The following is a 16481-nucleotide window of genomic DNA, read 5'->3' on the forward strand; positions in this document are numbered from 1 at the left end:
CCGCTGAAGCCACCGCCCCCTCCCGAGCCGCCGCCAAAGCCTCCGCCGCCAAACCCGCCGGAACCTCCGCGACCGCCGCCACGGGGCAGGACGCCGAGCATCTGCATGATAGAAATCGTCAGGATAAACAGCACCGCCAATAACACGAATACTGTCGGATGACGCCCGATAAAGTCGCTGCCCTGATCACCGCCCGAATCATAAATCGTCGACGGTTCATCCAGTGGGCTGCCGCCCAGTACCACCAGCATCGCGGCAACGCCGTCACTGATGCCTTTGCTGAAATTGCCGGACTTGAATGCCGGAGTGATCACCTGATTGATGATCACCGAACTTTGCGCATCGGTCAGCCGATCTTCCAGGCCATACCCGACTTCGATCCGCAGCTTGCGCTCGGCGCGAGCGACGATCAGCAAGGCGCCGTTGTTCTTGCCCTTCTGTCCGATGCCCCAGTAACGCCCCAGCTGATAACCATAGTCGTCGATGCTGGTGCCTTGCAGGTCCGGCAGCGTCACCACCACCAACTGCTCGCCGGTGGCCTGTTCGTGGGCCTGGAGTTGCTGAGTCAGTTGCTCGCGCACCGCAGGCTCGATCATCTGGGCGTTATCCACCACCCGACCGGTCAACGCCGGAAACTTCAGCTCGGCCTGAGTGGTGATGGCAAAGATCCAAAGCATCACCACCAGGCTGATTTTCAAAACGCGCATTGGCACCTCATCCCTAATGGCTCATGCCTCATGGCTCTTTCCTCATGATTCATGGGGTGGTATCCCGACAGCACTGAAAACCCGCCGGGAACCTGCGCTGATCAGAACTTCACTTGCGGCGCCTTGTCGGCACCCGGGCTGGTGGCCTCGAAGGTGTCGCGCAACGGCAGGTCGCTGTACAGCACGCTGTGCCACAAACGGCCTGGGAACGTCCGCAGTTCAGTGTTGTAGTTCTGCACCGCCAGGATGAAATCCCGGCGCGCCACGGCGATACGGTTTTCGGTGCCTTCAAGTTGCGATTGCAGCGCCAGGAAGTTCTGGTTCGCCTTCAGATCCGGATAACGCTCGGACACCACCATCAAACGACTGAGGGCGCCGCTGAGCTGATCCTGGGCCTGCTGGAACTGTTTGAGTTTTTCCGGGTTGTCGAGGGTGCTGGCATCAACCTGGATAGAGGTCGCCTTGGCCCGCGCTTCGACCACCGCCGTCAGAGTCTCCTCTTCATGCTTGGCGTAACCTCTGACCGTTTCCACCAGATTGGGGATCAGGTCGGCGCGACGCTGGTACTGGTTCTGCACTTGCGACCAGGCCGCCTTGGCCTGCTCGTCTAGGGTCGGTATGGTGTTGACGCCACAGCCGGCCAGAACCGTGCTGAGCAACATCAATACTGCTATTTGCCAGCCCGAACGATAGCGCTGTTGTACATTCATGCGAGTGATGCTCCCTTGCCCATTACCCTGGAAATATTCCTGCGCGCCTTCAACTCGAACTCTTGGGGCATAATCTGCCGCCGCCACTGGATTGCATCGGGCCAATCGGCTAAAAGATGCCCAGCGCTGAAAGAGTTTAGAAGTTTGCGGCATTTAGTCGAACAACAACAGACGCCCCCTAATTTTTGGCTGACCGGCGCGTAACCACTGCGTCCGTTTAGGCTTTTGAGATCACTATTCATGAAGAAGCTGTGTTTGCTGGGCCTTGCCATCGGCCTGGCCAGTCACTCTGTATGGGCCGACACAACGCCTGCACCGATTGAAAACAAGGACGCTTTCGTCAGCAACCTGATGAAGCAGATGACCCTTGAAGAAAAGATCGGCCAATTGCGCCTGATCAGCATCGGCCCGGAAATGCCCCGCGAGCTGATCCGCAAGGAAATCGCCGCCGGCAACATCGGCGGTACGTTCAACTCGATCACTCGCCCGGAAAACCGTCCGATGCAGGACGCGGCCATGCGCAGCCGGTTGAAGATCCCGATGTTCTTCGCCTATGACGTGATCCACGGCCACCGGACCATTTTCCCTATCCCTCTGGCCCTGGCCTCGAGCTGGGACATGGACGCCATCGGCCGTAGCGGGCGCATCGCCGCCAAGGAAGCCGCCGCCGACAGTCTCGACATCACCTTCGCGCCGATGGTCGACATCTCCCGCGACCCACGCTGGGGCCGCACCTCCGAAGGTTTCGGCGAAGACACCTACCTGGTCTCGCGCATCGCCAAAGTGATGGTCAAGGCCTATCAGGGCGAAACCCCGAGCGCGGCCGACAGCATCATGGCCAGCGTCAAGCACTTCGCCCTGTACGGCGCGGTCGAAGGCGGTCGCGACTACAACACCGTCGACATGAGCCCGGTGAAGATGTACCAGGACTACCTACCGCCGTACCGCGCCGCCATTGATGCCGGCGCCGGTGGGGTGATGGTTGCGCTGAACTCGATCAACGGCATTCCGGCCACCGCCAACATGTGGCTGATGCAGGACCTGCTGCGCAAGGAGTGGGGCTTCAAGGGCCTGGCGGTCAGCGACCACGGGGCGATCTTCGAGCTGATCAAGCATGGCGTGGCCCGCGACGGGCGTGAAGCGGCGAAGCTGGCGATCAAGGCCGGCATCGACATGAGCATGAACGACACCCTGTACGGCAAGGAACTGCCAGGGCTGCTGAAGTCCGGCGAAATCCAGCAGAGCGACATCGACAACGCCGTGCGTGAAGTGCTCGGCGCCAAGTACGACATGGGCCTGTTCAAGGACCCATACCTGCGTATCGGCAAGGTCGAGGATGATCCGGCCGACACCTACGCCGAAAACCGTCTGCACCGCGCCGAGGCCCGTGACGTTGCACGTCGCAGCATGGTGTTGCTGAAGAACCAGAACGAAACCCTGCCGCTGAAGAAGACCGAGAAAATCGTTCTGGTCGGCCCGCTGGCCAAGGCACCGATCGACATGATGGGCAGCTGGGCTGCCGCCGGCAAACCGGAACAGTCGGTCACCTTGCTCGATGGCATGACCCGTGCCCTGGGTGATCAGACCAAGCTGACCTACGTCCGTGGCGCCAACATCACCGAGGACAAGAAAGTCCTCGATTACCTGAACTTCCTCAACTTCGACGCTCCGGAAGTGGTGAATGACCCGCGTTCGGCGCAGGTCATGATTGACGAAGCGGTGAAAGCGGCGCAGCAGGCTGATGTGGTGGTGGCGGCAGTCGGAGAATCCCGTGGCATGTCCCACGAATCGTCGAGCCGTACCGATCTGAACATCCCGGCCAACCAGCGCGACCTGATCAAGGCCCTGAAAGCCACCGGCAAACCGCTGGTACTGGTGCTGATGAACGGCCGTCCGCTGACCATTCTCGAAGAGAAGGACCAGGCTGACGCGATTCTCGAAACCTGGTTCACCGGCACCGAAGGCGGCAACGCGATTGCCGACGTGCTGTTCGGCGACTACAACCCGTCGGGCAAGCTGCCGATCAGCATCCCGCGTTCAGTGGGGCAGATTCCGACCTACTACAACCACCTGAGCATCGGTCGCCCGTTCACTCCAGGCAAACCGGGCAACTACACTTCGCAGTATTTCGATGACACCACCGGTCCTCTGTATCCATTCGGCTACGGTCTGAGCTACACCAGCTTCAGCCTGTCGGACATGGCCCTGTCGTCGACCACGCTGAACAAGTCCGGCAAGATCGACGCCAGCGTGACCGTTAAAAACACCGGCAAGCGCGACGGCGAAACCGTGGTGCAGTTGTACATTCAGGACGTGGTCGGTTCGATGATTCGCCCGCTCAAAGAACTGAAAAACTTCCAGAAAGTGATGCTCAAGGCCGGCGAACAGAAAGTCATCCACTTCACCATCGACGAGGACGACCTGAAGTTCTACAACGCCCAGCTCAAATATGCAGCAGAACCTGGCAAGTTCAACGTACAGATCGGCCTCGATTCCGAGGACGTGACGCAGCAGAGCTTCGAGTTGCTTTAAATGAAGTACCTGTGGGAGCGAGCTTGCTCGCGATGAGGCCATAACATTCAACATCTCTGTTGACTGTTATATCGCCATCGCGAGCAAGCTCGCTCCCACACTGTTTTTTGGTGTTTGGGGGATTGTGTTCACCCCCGCCGATCCAGCAGATTCACCACCATCCGATCCACCCATCCCCACACCCGCTGCTTGACCCGTCGCCACAACGGTCGACGTTGCCATTCCTCAAGACTGACCCTTTGACTCAGGGCAAAGTCCTTCTCGAAACTTGCCGCCACCGCCAGACTCAGCGCCGGATCGTGGGCTTCCAGGTTGGCTTCCAGGTTGAAGCGCAGATTCCAGTGATCGAAATTGCATGAGCCAATGCTCACCCAGTCATCGATCAGGACCATTTTCAGGTGCAGGAAACACGGCTGGTATTCGAAGATCTTCACCCCGGACTTGAGCAAGCGCGGGTAATAACGATGCCCGGCGTAGCGCACCGACGGATGATCGGTACGCGGCCCGGTCAGCAGCAGGCGCACATCGATACCCCGCGCAGCAGCCTTGCGCAATGAGCGGCGGACTTTCCAGGTCGGCAGGAAGTAAGGCGTGGCCAGCCAGATTCGCTGCTGACCGCTATTCAATGCACGAAACAGCGATTGCAGGATATCCCGGTGCTGCCTGGCGTCGGCATACGCTACCCGGCCCATCCCCTCACCCATCGACGGCACCCGTGGCAGACGTGGCAAACCGAAGTGCGACACAGGTTTCCAGGCACGGCGGTGACGGTTGGCAATCCATTGACGGTCGAACAGCAACTGCCAGTCGAGCACCAGCGGGCCGCCGATTTCCACCATCACTTCATGCCACTCACTGGTTTCGCAACCTGGGGTCCAGAACTCGTCGGTAACGCCCGTGCCGCCGACCACCGCCAGCGTCTGATCGACCAACAGCAACTTGCGGTGGTCCCGATAAAGGTTGCGCACCCAGCGCCGCCAGCTCAGGCGATTGTAGAAACGCAGCTCCACGCCGGCCTCGATCAGGCGTCGCCGCAGACTCAGGGTGAATGCCAGGCTGCCGTAGTCATCGAACAGGCAACGCACGCGTACACCGCGCGCGGCGGCTTGCACCAGCGCCTGAACCATCGCCTCGGCACAGGCGCCCGCCTCCACCAGGTACAGCTCCACGTCAACCTGTTCCTGTGCAGCGGCAATCGCTGCCAGCATCCGTGGAAAAAACTGCGGCCCGTCGATCAACAGCTCATAGCGATTGCCTTCACGCCAGGGAAACACTGCACCGCTCATGTCAGCGCGCCGTAAAAATCAGCACCGCACCCACCGGCACCGACGAACTGATGGCCGACAGGCCGGCGACTGTGCGCAGGTTTTCCAGCCCTGGCAGCAGATCGAAATCCTCCGCTTTAATGACCAGCGGTTCCAGGGTCACCACTTGAAAACGCCGATCATCGAGGCGTGTCGCCAGCAACTCGGCGTTGTAAGCGTGCTCTTTGCCGTGAAGGCTGACCGTCAATGGCAAACGCAATTCGAGTTGCGCGCCGGGGGCCAGATCCTTGATCGGCCGCAGATCGATCTGCGTACTGATCAGCGCTTCAGGGAACGTCTTGATCTCGAACAGCTCTTTACGCATGCGCTCATCGCGCAGCGGAATGCCGCTGTTGACCGACTCCAGTTCGACCTGCACTTGCGCCTGGCCGTTGGCGTCGACCTTGCCATGCAGTACCAGAAAGCGCTGAACTTCGGAGAGGTTGGCGTTCTTGGTGGAGATAAACGACAGACGTGAAGACTCGCCGTCCAGATACCAGTCGGCGTGGGCTGGCGAGGTAACGAAAGCCAACGGCAGCAAGGCCAGGGCTGTGCAGCAAAACCGCTTGAACATAAACACTCATGGGCAAGTAAACCTGAGCCGAACCTTAGCCTGAGTGAACGCGCTTGCAAACCGCACAAGGCAAAAGACCGCCCCTATGGAGTCAACCGACACCCCTGACGAGCCCCGAGCCACGCGGCGATATGACTGCGCCCCATGCCGCTGACCGTCACGCGTTTGTTTGCAGCGTCATCGAGAAAACCGCTGATGGGCACGTACTGCGTCACATAGCCCTGGCAATAATCCGCCGGGTTGTTCTCGACATACCGGCACGAGCAATACTCCTTGGCGGTGTAGGCACTGATGATGTCGGGGAACGCCGACAACGCAACTCGCTCCTGCCACATCCAGCCAAGCAGCACAGCGATCAACAACAGCAACAAGCTGAGTCGTGGTCGACGGCGAATAAATCTGAAACTCATGGCTGCACCTTCTGCGCAAATGCCGCCAGTGCCAGTCTGAGCAATTCGTTGTGCTGGTAACTGCCGTCGCGATCATCGCCATAGCGCACGATCACCAGATTCTCACTGGGCACCACGTACAGCGCCTGCCCCCAATGGCCGAGTGCAGCGAAGGTGTCATCGGGTGCGTCCTCCCAGGGTCTTTCGGCGCCGTCGACCGCACGATTGAGCCACCAATGCCCGCCGGGAACGGCTTCATCCTGATTGGCCTTGAAGCGAATGAACGGTTGGCGGTTGAACTCGACCCAGTCCTTTGGCAGCAACTGCCGGTTACCCCAGCGACCGTCGCGTTGCATCAACAGGCCGATCCGCGCCAGATCGCGAGCCGTCATATAGGCGTAGGACGAGGCAACAAACGTCCCCGTGGCATCGGTCTCCCAAACGGCGCTGCGAATCCCCAGGGGGCCAAACAACGCGGTCCATGGATAGTCGGCGTAGCGCTGCGCACCGACCATGGTCTTCAGCGTTGCGGCCAACAGATTGCTGTCACCGCTGGAATAACGAAACGCCTGACCCGGCGGGCTGAACTCGTCTTGGCCGGCAGCGAACGCGGCGATGTCCTGGCGTCCATGGGTGTAGAGCATCGCCACTACCGAAGAATTCAGCGGCGCATATTCATAGGTTTCCTGCCAGTCCAGCCCCGAGGCCCAATGCAGCAAATCCGCGACGGATACATTCGGATGGATCTGCAAGGGTGGATAAAACTTCGCTGCCGGGTCCTGCAATTTGAACAAGCCTTCGCCATAGGCTACGCCCAGCACCGTGGCCATCAGGCTTTTACTGACGGACCAGGTCAGGTGCGGTGTGTCGGCTGTGGTTGGGCCGGCGTAGCGTTCGTAGATCAATTGCCCGTCACGAATCACCAGCAAGGCATCGGTGCGAACGCCGGTGCGGCCGCCGTCGTCGCGCGGTGCAAAGGCGTAATCCTCCAAGGCCTGAAGCGCCGGACCGCTGATTTTCGGGCCAGGCGACCATTGCTCGGCGGGCCAGTTTTCCGCCAGAACCGGAAGGCTGACCAGCAACATGAACAGCAGAGGCAGGCGTTTGAACACGACAGACACTCAAAGGGATTAACTCTCTGAGCCTAGTCGAGTCAGATGACAATTTTGAAGTTTTGGTTGTTTGTGAAATGGCCCGTGTAGAGGCCCGTCAATACACCGCAAATGCCTTGGCCAATCGCCGGGCCCATGCGCCTCAGGGGCTGTCACACAAGCATCACCAAAGCTTCATGGCGATGACACCGGGGCTACATAGCCTGACTTTGCACAACAAAGTCGATCGACTGCAACCCAAGACGGGTGAGCAGCCCGTACGGAGATTCGCAATGACTCAGATCGCCCGCATCAGCGACACCGGCAATGAACGCCGCCTGCAAGCCGAACGCCTGATCGGCGCCGAGGCGTTGCAGGAAGCCCAGGCCCTGCGCTTCAACGTTTTCAGCGGCGAGTTCAACGCCAAGCTCAAAGGCGCAGAATTGGGTCTGGACATGGATGACTATGATGTTCACTGCGCCCACATTGGTGTGCGTGATTTGAATAGCGGACGCCTGGTAGCAACCACGCGTTTGCTCGACCATCAGGCCGCCAGCAGCCTGGGGCGTTTTTACAGCGAAGAAGAGTTCAGCCTGCACGGCCTGGTCCATCTGCAAGGGCCGATCCTGGAGATCGGTCGCACCTGCGTCGACCCGGCCTACCGTAACGGCGGCACCATCGCCGTGCTCTGGGGCGAGTTGGCCGAAGTGCTGAATCAGGGCGGCTACAGCTACCTGATGGGTTGCGCGAGCATCCCGATGCAGGACGGCGGCATTCAGGCCCAGGCGATCATGCAGCGCTTGCGTGAACGCTATCTGTGCACCGAGCACCTGCGCGCCGAACCGAAGAAACCGCTGCCGACCCTCGATATCCCTTCCAACGTGATCGCTGAAATGCCGCCACTGCTCAAGGCTTACATGCGCCTGGGCGCGAAGATCTGCGGCGAGCCGTGCTGGGATGAAGACTTCCAGGTGGCCGACGTGTTCATCCTGCTCAAGCGTGACGAACTGTGCCCGCGTTACGCCAAACACTTCAAGGCGGCAGTCTGATGAGCCGGCTGCGGGTGTACGCGCGGATCGCGCGAGTGCTGCTGGTGGTCGCGCTGGGCTTGAGCATGGCCAGCGTGTTCGGGCTGTTCGAGCGCATGGGGGTGGCCAACTCGATGGTGCGGCGCCAACGCTGGTCGCGGTTTTTCATGACCCGGCTGAGCAACGCCCTGCCCTTTCGCGTAACGGTCCACGGCGAATTGCCGCAAAAGCCGATGCTCTGGGTCAGTAACCATGTGTCCTGGACCGACATTCCGCTGCTGGGCATGCTCACGCCCTTGTCCTTCCTGTCCAAGGCCGAAGTGCGTACCTGGCCGGTCGCCGGCTGGCTCGCGGCCAAGGCTGGCAGTCTGTTCATTCGTCGGGGTTCGGGTGACAGCCAACTGATCCGCAAACAGATGAGCCGCCACCTTGAGCAAGCCCATCCGCTGCTGATGTTCCCGGAAGGCACCACCACCGATGGCCGTTCGTTGCGCACCTTTCATGGTCGCTTGCTGTCCGCGGCCATTGACGCAGACGTGGCACTGCAACCGGTGGCCGTTCGTTATCTGCGCGATGGCCAGATCGACCCGCTCGCCCCGTTCATTGGCGATGACGACTTGCTCTCGCACTTGATGCGCTTGTTCGCCAACGATCAGGGCGACGTCGAGATCCATCTGCTCAAACCGATTGCCTGCCACGGTCAGGAACGCGCGGCGCTGGCGTTTGCGGCGCAACAAGCGGTGCAGAAGGCGTTGTTTGGTGACGTGGCAAAACCTGCGGAACCACGGCGCGCTGGCGAACTGATTGCCGCATGATCCCGATCCTGTAGGAGCAAAGCTTGCTCGCGATGGCGTCACCTCGGTCTATCTGATGACCGCGTCATCGTTCATCGCGAGCAAGCTTTGCTCCTACGGTTACGGATTCAGGCGCTCCAGATGGTCTTGTGCAAAATCCTGAAGCTGCGGATAGAACAACCGAAAGTCCTCGCTCAACGGCTCATACAGCCGCCGCAATTCCTCCATCGCCGCAGCCAGTTCTTCAGGCCGCGACAGGCGCCGTGAAATCCCCCGCAGCACCTGGTCCAGCACCGCAAACTCCCGATAAGAACCAAGCCAGTCATTCGCCTCCATGTGCGGGGCAATCTGCGCCAGTCGCCCCGGCAACTGCGGTTCGGCAGCCAGCACCCGGTACACATCCGAAGTGAACTGTTCCAGCGGCTGGTCCGCGTAAAGCCTCCAGTCCCGCGCCAGGCAATGGTCGAAAAACACATCGAGCACGATGCCGGCATAACGCCGTCGCGTCAGCGTAAATCGCGACAACGCCAAGTCGACCAACGGATGGCGGTCGGTAAACACGTCGATGCTGCGATGCAGCTGAATGGCCGCTTCGATCTCCGGATTGAACTGCCCTTGCAGCCGACCCTTGACGAAATCGCCATACAAACTGCCGAGCATTTGACCGGGGCGCTGGCCACCGAGATGAAGATGTGCGAGATAGTTCATGCCGCGTAGCTTAGCACTGCGCCCTCAATATCGTTATAACCCGATATACAGATTTAGGCTGTCATCAGATCAAAATCATATTTGTATATCGCGAAATACCGATTTAAAGTTCGCCTCATCGCGATATAACGTTTTACCCAACCCGAGCACTGCCATGTCCACCATTGACCTCGACGAAATAATAAAAGCCCTGGCGCACCCGGTACGGCGAGAAATCCTGCATTGGCTCAAAGACCCGACCGTCGAATTCCCCGACCAATCCCACAGCAACGAGCACGGCGTCTGTGCCGGGCAGATCGATCAACGTTGCGGTTTATCGCAGTCCACTGTTTCCGCCCATCTGGCGACCCTGCAACGCGCCGGCCTGATCAGCAGCCGCAAAGTCGGCCAGTGGCATTTTTTCAAACGCAACGAGGAAACCATTCAGGAATTCCTCCGCACCTTCAGCAAAGAGCTCTGACCCTTAGGGGGCGTTCTCAATTAGTTTCCACACCGCGCCGGGTCTGCTGTTGTGCAGGGCAAGGCGCGAGAAGCGTGGTTTGGTCGTTCCAAACAAGCTTCGAGCAACACAGCCCTGCACAACAGCAGGCCCGGCCCTTCGGGTTGAGCCTTAAAGCGGGCCATGCTGCGTTGCAGGCCTTGGAAAGGGAACAACCATTCCCAGCGGCCTGCGCCTTGCCTGGCCCGCTTTAAGGAACAACGCGGCGGGGAAACTAATTGAGAACGCCCCCTAACGTCAGTACGCCGATAAGGAATCAACAATGCCCCTCTCGCTACTCATTCTGGCCCTCAGCGCCTTCGCCATCGGTACTACCGAGTTCGTCATCATGGGCTTGCTGCCCGATGTGGCGGCCGACCTTGGTGTGTCGATCCCTGGCGCCGGCTGGCTGGTGACCGGCTATGCCCTGGGTGTCGCCGTCGGTGCACCGTTCATGGCAATGGCCACCGCCAGACTGCCACGCAAGGCTGCACTGGTCGCGTTGATGGGCATTTTCATCGTCGGCAACCTGCTCTGCGCCCTGGCCAGTGACTACCAAGTGCTGATGTTCGCCCGAGTCGTCACCGCCCTGTGCCATGGCGCGTTCTTTGGTATTGGCTCAGTGGTGGCCGCAGGTCTGGTGCCTGCCAACAAGCGGGCTTCGGCCGTCGCACTGATGTTCACCGGCCTCACCCTGGCCAACGTACTCGGCGTACCGCTGGGCACCGCGTTGGGTCAGGAAGCCGGCTGGCGTTCGACCTTCTGGGCAGTGACCGTGATCGGCGTGGTCGCGCTGATCGGTCTGATCCGCTTCCTGCCCGCCAAACGCGACGAAGAAAAACTCGATATGCGCGCCGAACTGGCGGCCCTCAAAGGCGCCGGGATCTGGCTGTCGCTGAGCATGACCGTCCTGTTCTCCGCGTCCATGTTCGCCCTCTTCACTTACGTCGCACCATTGCTGGGCGACGTCACCGGGGTTTCGCCCAAAGGCGTGACCTGGACGCTGTTGCTGATCGGCCTCGGCCTGACCGTGGGCAATATCATCGGCGGCAAGCTGGCTGACAAGCGCCTGGCCGCAACGCTGATTGGCGTGTTCATTTCGATGGCCGTGGTCTCGACCGCGCTGAGCTGGACCAGCGTCGCCGTGATTCCGACCGAAATTACGCTGTTCCTCTGGGCCACCGCCGCCTTCGCCGCTGTACCGGCGTTGCAAGTCAACGTGGTGACCTTCGGCAAAGCCGCGCCAAACCTGGTGTCGACCCTGAACATTGGCGCTTTCAACCTTGGCAACGCCTTGGGTGCCTGGGTCGGCGGTAGCGTCATCGCCCATGGTTTCGGCCTGGCCAGCGTGCCCCTCGCGGCCGCTGCGCTGGCGATCCTGGCGCTGCTGGTAACCCTGATTACTTTCCGTCAGAGCGGCAATGCCGAGCTGGCCCCTGCTACTAACTAATCATTAACGAGGGTTGTATCTCATGACGACTATTTTCGATCCGATCAAGCTGGGCGACCTGGAACTGGCGAACCGCATCATCATGGCGCCGCTGACCCGCTGCCGCGCCGACGAAGGCCGTGTGCCTAATGCACTGATGGCTGAGTACTACGTGCAGCGCGCCTCTGCCGGCCTGATCCTCAGCGAAGCCACTTCCGTCACGCCGATGGGCGTCGGCTACCCGGACACTCCAGGCATCTGGTCCAACGACCAGGTGCGTGGCTGGAGCAATGTGACCAAAGCAGTCCACGGTGCTGGCGGCAAGATCGTCCTGCAACTGTGGCATGTCGGCCGGGTTTCCCACCCTTCCTACCTGAACGGCGAAGCGCCGGTTGCACCGAGCGCTATTGCAGCAAAAGGTCATGTCAGCCTGGTTCGCCCACTGGCCGACTACCCAACACCACGCGCACTGGAAACCGCTGAAATCGCTGACATCATCGACGCCTACCGCGTCGGTGCGGAAAACGCCAAGGCTGCCGGTTTCGACGGCGTGGAAATCCACGGTGCCAACGGCTATCTGCTCGACCAATTCCTGCAAAGCAGCACCAACCAGCGCACCGACAACTACGGTGGCTCCCTGGAAAACCGTGCCCGCCTGTTGCTTGAAGTGACCGACGCAGCCATCGAAGTCTGGGGCGCGGGTCGAGTCGGTATGCACCTGGCACCACGCGCCGACTCTCACGACATGGGTGACGACAACCTGTCCGAGACCTTCACCTACGTCGCTCGCGAACTGGGCAAGCGCGGCATCGCATTCATTTGCTCCCGCGAGAAAGAAGCCGGCGACAGCCTCGGCCCACAACTGAAAGAAGCCTTCGGCGGCCCGTACATCGCCAACGAACGCTTCACCAAGGACAGCGCCAACGCCTGGCTGGCCAGCGGCAAGGCCGACGCCGTGGCATTCGGTGTGCCGTTCATTGCCAATCCGGACCTGCCGGCACGCCTGAAAGCGGATGCACCGCTTAATGAAGCGCGTCCCGAGTTGTTTTATGCCAAGGGATCGGTCGGTTATATTGATTATCCGACGATGTAAATTCGTCAAAACCAAAAAGCTCCGTTTCGAAAGATTCGGGGCTTTTTTTATTTGAACGCTCTTATGTAGTTCTATCTATGCCGGCCACCTCAAAGCAATAATATTTAGAAAGTAACATTCACTACCCAACCGTCACGCCAACATCGATACTCAACCTGCCGCACTACAAACAAACCCAAACCAAACATTTCGTCAATTACAGCAGTGAAACCGGTGATAGGCCGCCGTTCAACTTCGAGATCCTGATCACTCTGGATTGATTGATCACCCTTACTCTCTTCAGCAATACAAATCTTTATTACAGGAATAAACATCATGGACGAAACCGAATACGCCAATACCGCGAGCGACTTCCCGAATATCATTAAAGAAGCCAAGGAAGAAGAAACAGGTGTCTGGGATAACGTTAAACGCGTCACCTCTCACAGCCACGTCATGATTTACTTCTACAACGGCACTGCAGAAACATTCAATCTCACTGCTTCCAGCTGGGACACCGGCGCAGATCCGATAGAACGATATGCCATCGCCCCTTGGGATTATCTATCGTTCGTATTGAGGGAGGAAACACCCATATTTGCCAAAGGCCGAACGTCGACGCAAGCGAAACATAGCTTTACCTACAAAAGCGAAAACCATACTTTTGAGTTTTCAACACTTCTCAAAGTAAGAAAGGACTACTCTGCCTTTTCCTTTTCACCGGAAACCTTTCCGGTCAGAGAAAATAAAATCAGATCTATCGGCACGTCCCCTCTGCGTTGTTCCTCCAGAATAATTCGAATTGTCGACAGCAAGCCTTATCACTACGGCGTTGTAATCAGTCTGGGAGGAGAGTACTGATTTCTGACCAACGAAAGCACGGTTCGTACTCTGCTATCGACTCAATTGACTACACAACCGTGTCATCGATTTCACCTCCCAAGGAAGTGCAAAGCCATGGATGCCTCAGGCAAAAATACGCTCACAGCCACGCTGATCATCATCAATTTGTCGTCCTCCACTTTCTGGCGGGACGACCTCTCGGCAGAGCCAACGCACCCCGGCTTTCCCACCAAGCTGCTGGCCAACAGTCAAACGATACTGACGTTCCAGGGCAGCCCGCATCTGCCGCAGAACATCAACATCGACTATGACATAAAAAAAACAGTGTTCAGCGCACAAGCCATCTATACCAATTACAAACAGGCGTTCCGGCTGCATACCGCTTTTTTATATTGCTGGCGCAGAAGGCTCGGCTATCGAGCCCCGGAAACCGAGTTTTTTTGGGAGCACGAAGCATGCTCTATCGGGCAAGTGAAAATTGAAAGTCACTCGGCGCTGACAAAAAAAAGCACTGCTTATCCCTACCCCTATTGCATGACAGCTTACATAGGGTAATGAGAGCAGACTGCCCGCTTGGCGTTTCCTGCTGGCGAACGCCAAGGGCATTGACAGTGCGTTGCTCCGCTTGATTGGCATGCTTGATACAAAACTCCTACAAAATACGTAGGTCACTACCTATCAACCCACACCATCAACCTATATAAAGGCTGGCCTTGCCACGAAGAGTGTTGACACAATCTGTGACGATTACACATTTTGTTTCATTTGCGCAGGCTGGGGCTCAAGCGCAGCATGTCCAACCCTGTATCGACCCAACGCTCGGCTTCGGTGTGCAGTTGAAAGCTGTCGGGAGCCAACAGCCACTGATACAGGATGCCATCAATGTAAGCATGCAGGCTGATGGCCGCGCGGGCCGTGTCGAGGTTTTCCGGCATCTGCCCCCGATTTACTGCATTACTCAGGGCCAGCGCGATTCGCACATTGCAATCGAGACTGACCGTTTGGCGCTGCTGGCGCAGGTCGCACATTTCATCGGTGAATTCGCACTTGTGAAACAGAATCTCATTGATGCGTCGGGTTTTCGGGTCCAGGGCAACTTGATGAAACAAATGAATCAGCAATTTGCGCATGCAGCCCAGCGGATCCTCTTCCTCTTCACTTTCGCTCGCCTTGGCCATCTCATCCAGCGGCTCATGCAGCGTATCCAGCATGGCCTGCAACAGATCGGCCTTGTTGCTGAAATGCCAGTAGATGGCCCCACGAGTCACGCCAGCCAGGGTAGCGATATCCGCCAGCGTCGTGCGCGCCACGCCCCGCTCGTAAAAGGCTTTTTCCGCGGCTTCGAGTATCTGGCTGCGGGTTTCTTGAGCTTCCTCTTTGGTGCGACGGACCATGGCAATAAAACCTCAATCAGGAATGCTTCAGCGATGTCTGTGCACCCTCTGAACAAATGTGGGGCGAGCTCTGTAGGAGGCTCGTCCCCGGCCTACAATTCATACCTCGCGTTGACTTTTGTAACCGGATAGTTACTCCGCGAAGCTATTTACAAACAACCATGAACGTAAGTATATTCATTAGCAAGCTACTTATCCACTCAGCACAGTTTTTTTACTTTTCCACTTTTCTTGTGCGCAATTTGCGCGCCTGACCCGAGGATCTTCATGCAATTCAAGCCAGCTGTTACCGCTCTGGTTACTGCCGTCGCCCTGGCATCGCTGCTCAGCGGATGTAAAAAGGAAGAGGCGGCCCCTGCCGCTCCACCCCCTCAGGTCGGCGTCGTAACCCTTCAACCTCAAGCCTTTACCCTGACATCCGAGCTGCCGGGCCGCACAACGGCCTACCGCATCGCGGAAGTTCGCCCACAGGTCAATGGCATCATTCTCAAGCGCCTGTTCAAGGAAGGCGGTGAAGTGAAGGAAGGCCAGCAGCTTTACCAGATCGATCCTTCGGTCTATCAGGCCACCCTGAACAGCGCACAAGCCAACCTGCAATCGACCAAGTCGATTTCCGATCGCTACAAGCAATTGGTCAATGAGCAAGCCGTAAGCCGTCAGGAATACGACACCGCGGTGGCCAACCGCCTGCAATCGGAAGCCGCCCTGAAAAGCGCAGAGATCAATGTGCGCTACACCAAGGTTTACGCACCGATTTCCGGTCGCATCGGCCGCTCTTCGGTCACCGAAGGCGCGCTGGTCAACAATGGCCAGGCCGACGCCATGGCCGTGATTCAGCAACTGGACCCGATCTACGTCGACGTTACCCAGTCTTCGGTCGAACTGCTGGAGCTGCGCCGCGAACTGGAAAGCGGTCGTCTGCAAAAGGCCGGCGAGAATGCTGCCATGGTCAAGCTGACCCTCGAAGACGGCAGCCAGTACAAGCAACAGGGCAAGCTCGAGTTCTCCGAAGTGTCGGTTGACCAGACCACCGGTTCCGTGACCTTGCGCGCAGTGTTCCCGAACCCTGATCACACCTTGTTGCCGGGCATGTTCGTTCACGCCCAGCTGCAAGCCGGGGTGAACGCCGCAGCGATTCTCGCGCCGCAACAGGGCGTGACTCGCGACCTCAAAGGGACGCCGACCGCTCTGGTGGTCGGTGCAGACAACAAGGTCGAGCTGCGTCAGCTCAAGGCCAGCCGCACGGTCGGCAGCCAATGGCTGATTGAAGATGGCCTCAAGGCCGGCGATCGGCTGATCACCGAAGGTCTGCAATTCGTCAGACCTGGCGTCGAAGTCAAGGCCACTGAAGCGACTAACGTTGGCGCAAAGAACCCAGCCCCCGCACAGGCAGCTAACACTGCCGCTGGCGGTAAAGGGGAGTAAACC

General features: G+C 58.7%; 17 protein-coding genes. 9 read left to right on the top strand and 8 right to left on the bottom strand.

Annotated features, from left to right (window positions below; translation table 11 throughout):
• Positions 1-707: YgcG family protein (locus FPT12_RS22440; RefSeq protein ID WP_145020179.1), on the bottom strand; the 707-nt coding region annotated here is incomplete at its 3' end.
• A 101-nt stretch (positions 708-808) separates the two neighbouring features.
• On the bottom strand, positions 809-1417 hold the full coding sequence (locus FPT12_RS22445) for a LemA family protein (RefSeq protein WP_145020183.1): 609 nt from the start codon (positions 1415-1417) through the stop codon (positions 809-811).
• Positions 1418-1657: 240 nt separating this feature from the next.
• Here FPT12_RS22445 and bglX point away from each other — a divergent pair, with 240 nt between their 5' ends.
• Entirely contained in the window at positions 1658-3949 is a 2292-nt protein-coding gene (gene bglX / locus FPT12_RS22450) for a beta-glucosidase BglX (RefSeq protein WP_145020186.1), read from the top strand.
• Between the two features lie 128 nt (positions 3950-4077).
• On the opposite strand, the gene FPT12_RS22460 is transcribed toward bglX, so the two are convergent.
• From FPT12_RS22460 to FPT12_RS22475, 4 genes are all read right to left on the bottom strand, one after another.
• Positions 4078-5235: a phosphatidylserine/phosphatidylglycerophosphate/cardiolipin synthase family protein gene (locus FPT12_RS22460; RefSeq protein ID WP_145020188.1), complete on the bottom strand. Its 1158-nt coding sequence runs from the start codon at positions 5233-5235 to the stop codon at positions 4078-4080.
• Between the two features lies 1 nt (position 5236).
• A complete protein-coding gene (locus tag FPT12_RS22465) occupies positions 5237-5827 on the bottom strand; it encodes a YceI family protein (protein WP_145020191.1) in 591 nt (196 codons plus the stop codon).
• An 83-nt stretch (positions 5828-5910) separates the two neighbouring features.
• Entirely contained in the window at positions 5911-6237 is a 327-nt protein-coding gene (locus FPT12_RS22470) for an amidase (protein WP_145020194.1), read from the bottom strand.
• The gene (locus FPT12_RS22475) at positions 6234-7328 is read right to left on the bottom strand and encodes a serine hydrolase (RefSeq protein WP_145020197.1); all 1095 of its coding nucleotides are present in this window, start codon (positions 7326-7328) and stop codon (positions 6234-6236) included. Before FPT12_RS22475 ends, FPT12_RS22470 begins: the two co-directional genes overlap by 4 nt.
• A 272-nt stretch (positions 7329-7600) precedes the next feature.
• Here FPT12_RS22475 and olsB point away from each other — a divergent pair, with 272 nt between their 5' ends.
• A complete protein-coding gene (gene olsB / locus FPT12_RS22480) occupies positions 7601-8356 on the top strand; it encodes an L-ornithine N(alpha)-acyltransferase (protein ID WP_145020200.1) in 756 nt (251 codons plus the stop codon).
• Positions 8356-9150 (top strand): lysophospholipid acyltransferase family protein, encoded by a 795-nt coding sequence (locus FPT12_RS22485; RefSeq protein WP_054596059.1) that lies wholly within the window; start codon positions 8356-8358, stop codon positions 9148-9150. Before olsB ends, FPT12_RS22485 begins: the two co-directional genes overlap by 1 nt.
• A gap of 99 nt (positions 9151-9249) precedes the next feature.
• On the opposite strand, the gene FPT12_RS22490 is transcribed toward FPT12_RS22485, so the two are convergent.
• The gene (locus tag FPT12_RS22490; protein WP_145020202.1) at positions 9250-9837 is read right to left on the bottom strand and encodes an ACP phosphodiesterase; all 588 of its coding nucleotides are present in this window, start codon (positions 9835-9837) and stop codon (positions 9250-9252) included.
• 154 nt (positions 9838-9991) lie between these two features.
• Here FPT12_RS22490 and FPT12_RS22495 point away from each other — a divergent pair, with 154 nt between their 5' ends.
• The 5 genes from FPT12_RS22495 to FPT12_RS22515 all read left to right on the top strand — a co-directional run bounded on the left by FPT12_RS22495 (position 9992) and on the right by FPT12_RS22515 (position 14214).
• Entirely contained in the window at positions 9992-10297 is a 306-nt protein-coding gene (locus FPT12_RS22495; RefSeq protein WP_054596057.1) for a helix-turn-helix transcriptional regulator, read from the top strand.
• A gap of 301 nt (positions 10298-10598) precedes the next feature.
• Entirely contained in the window at positions 10599-11765 is a 1167-nt protein-coding gene (locus FPT12_RS22500) for an MFS transporter (protein WP_145020205.1), read from the top strand.
• A 22-nt stretch (positions 11766-11787) separates the two neighbouring features.
• Complete coding sequence (locus FPT12_RS22505; RefSeq protein WP_145020208.1) at positions 11788-12837, top strand: alkene reductase; 1050 nt, start codon at positions 11788-11790, stop codon at positions 12835-12837.
• 315 nt (positions 12838-13152) lie between these two features.
• Positions 13153-13677 (top strand): hypothetical protein, encoded by a 525-nt coding sequence (locus FPT12_RS22510; protein ID WP_145020211.1) that lies wholly within the window; start codon positions 13153-13155, stop codon positions 13675-13677.
• A 96-nt stretch (positions 13678-13773) separates the two neighbouring features.
• A complete protein-coding gene (locus FPT12_RS22515; protein WP_145020214.1) occupies positions 13774-14214 on the top strand; it encodes a hypothetical protein in 441 nt (146 codons plus the stop codon).
• A gap of 206 nt (positions 14215-14420) precedes the next feature.
• On the opposite strand, the gene emhR is transcribed toward FPT12_RS22515, so the two are convergent.
• Complete coding sequence (gene emhR, locus FPT12_RS22520; protein ID WP_145020218.1) at positions 14421-15053, bottom strand: efflux system transcriptional repressor EmhR; 633 nt, start codon at positions 15051-15053, stop codon at positions 14421-14423.
• Positions 15054-15320: 267 nt separating this feature from the next.
• Between emhR and emhA the strand changes: the two genes are divergently transcribed.
• Positions 15321-16478, top strand: coding sequence for an efflux RND transporter periplasmic adaptor subunit EmhA (gene emhA / locus FPT12_RS22525; protein WP_145020220.1), 1158 nt, complete (start codon positions 15321-15323; stop codon positions 16476-16478).
• Positions 16479-16481 lie beyond the last annotated feature (3 nt).

It is taken from the genome of Pseudomonas sp. H3(2019), from assembly GCF_007713465.1.
Taxonomy (GTDB): domain Bacteria; phylum Pseudomonadota; class Gammaproteobacteria; order Pseudomonadales; family Pseudomonadaceae; genus Aquipseudomonas.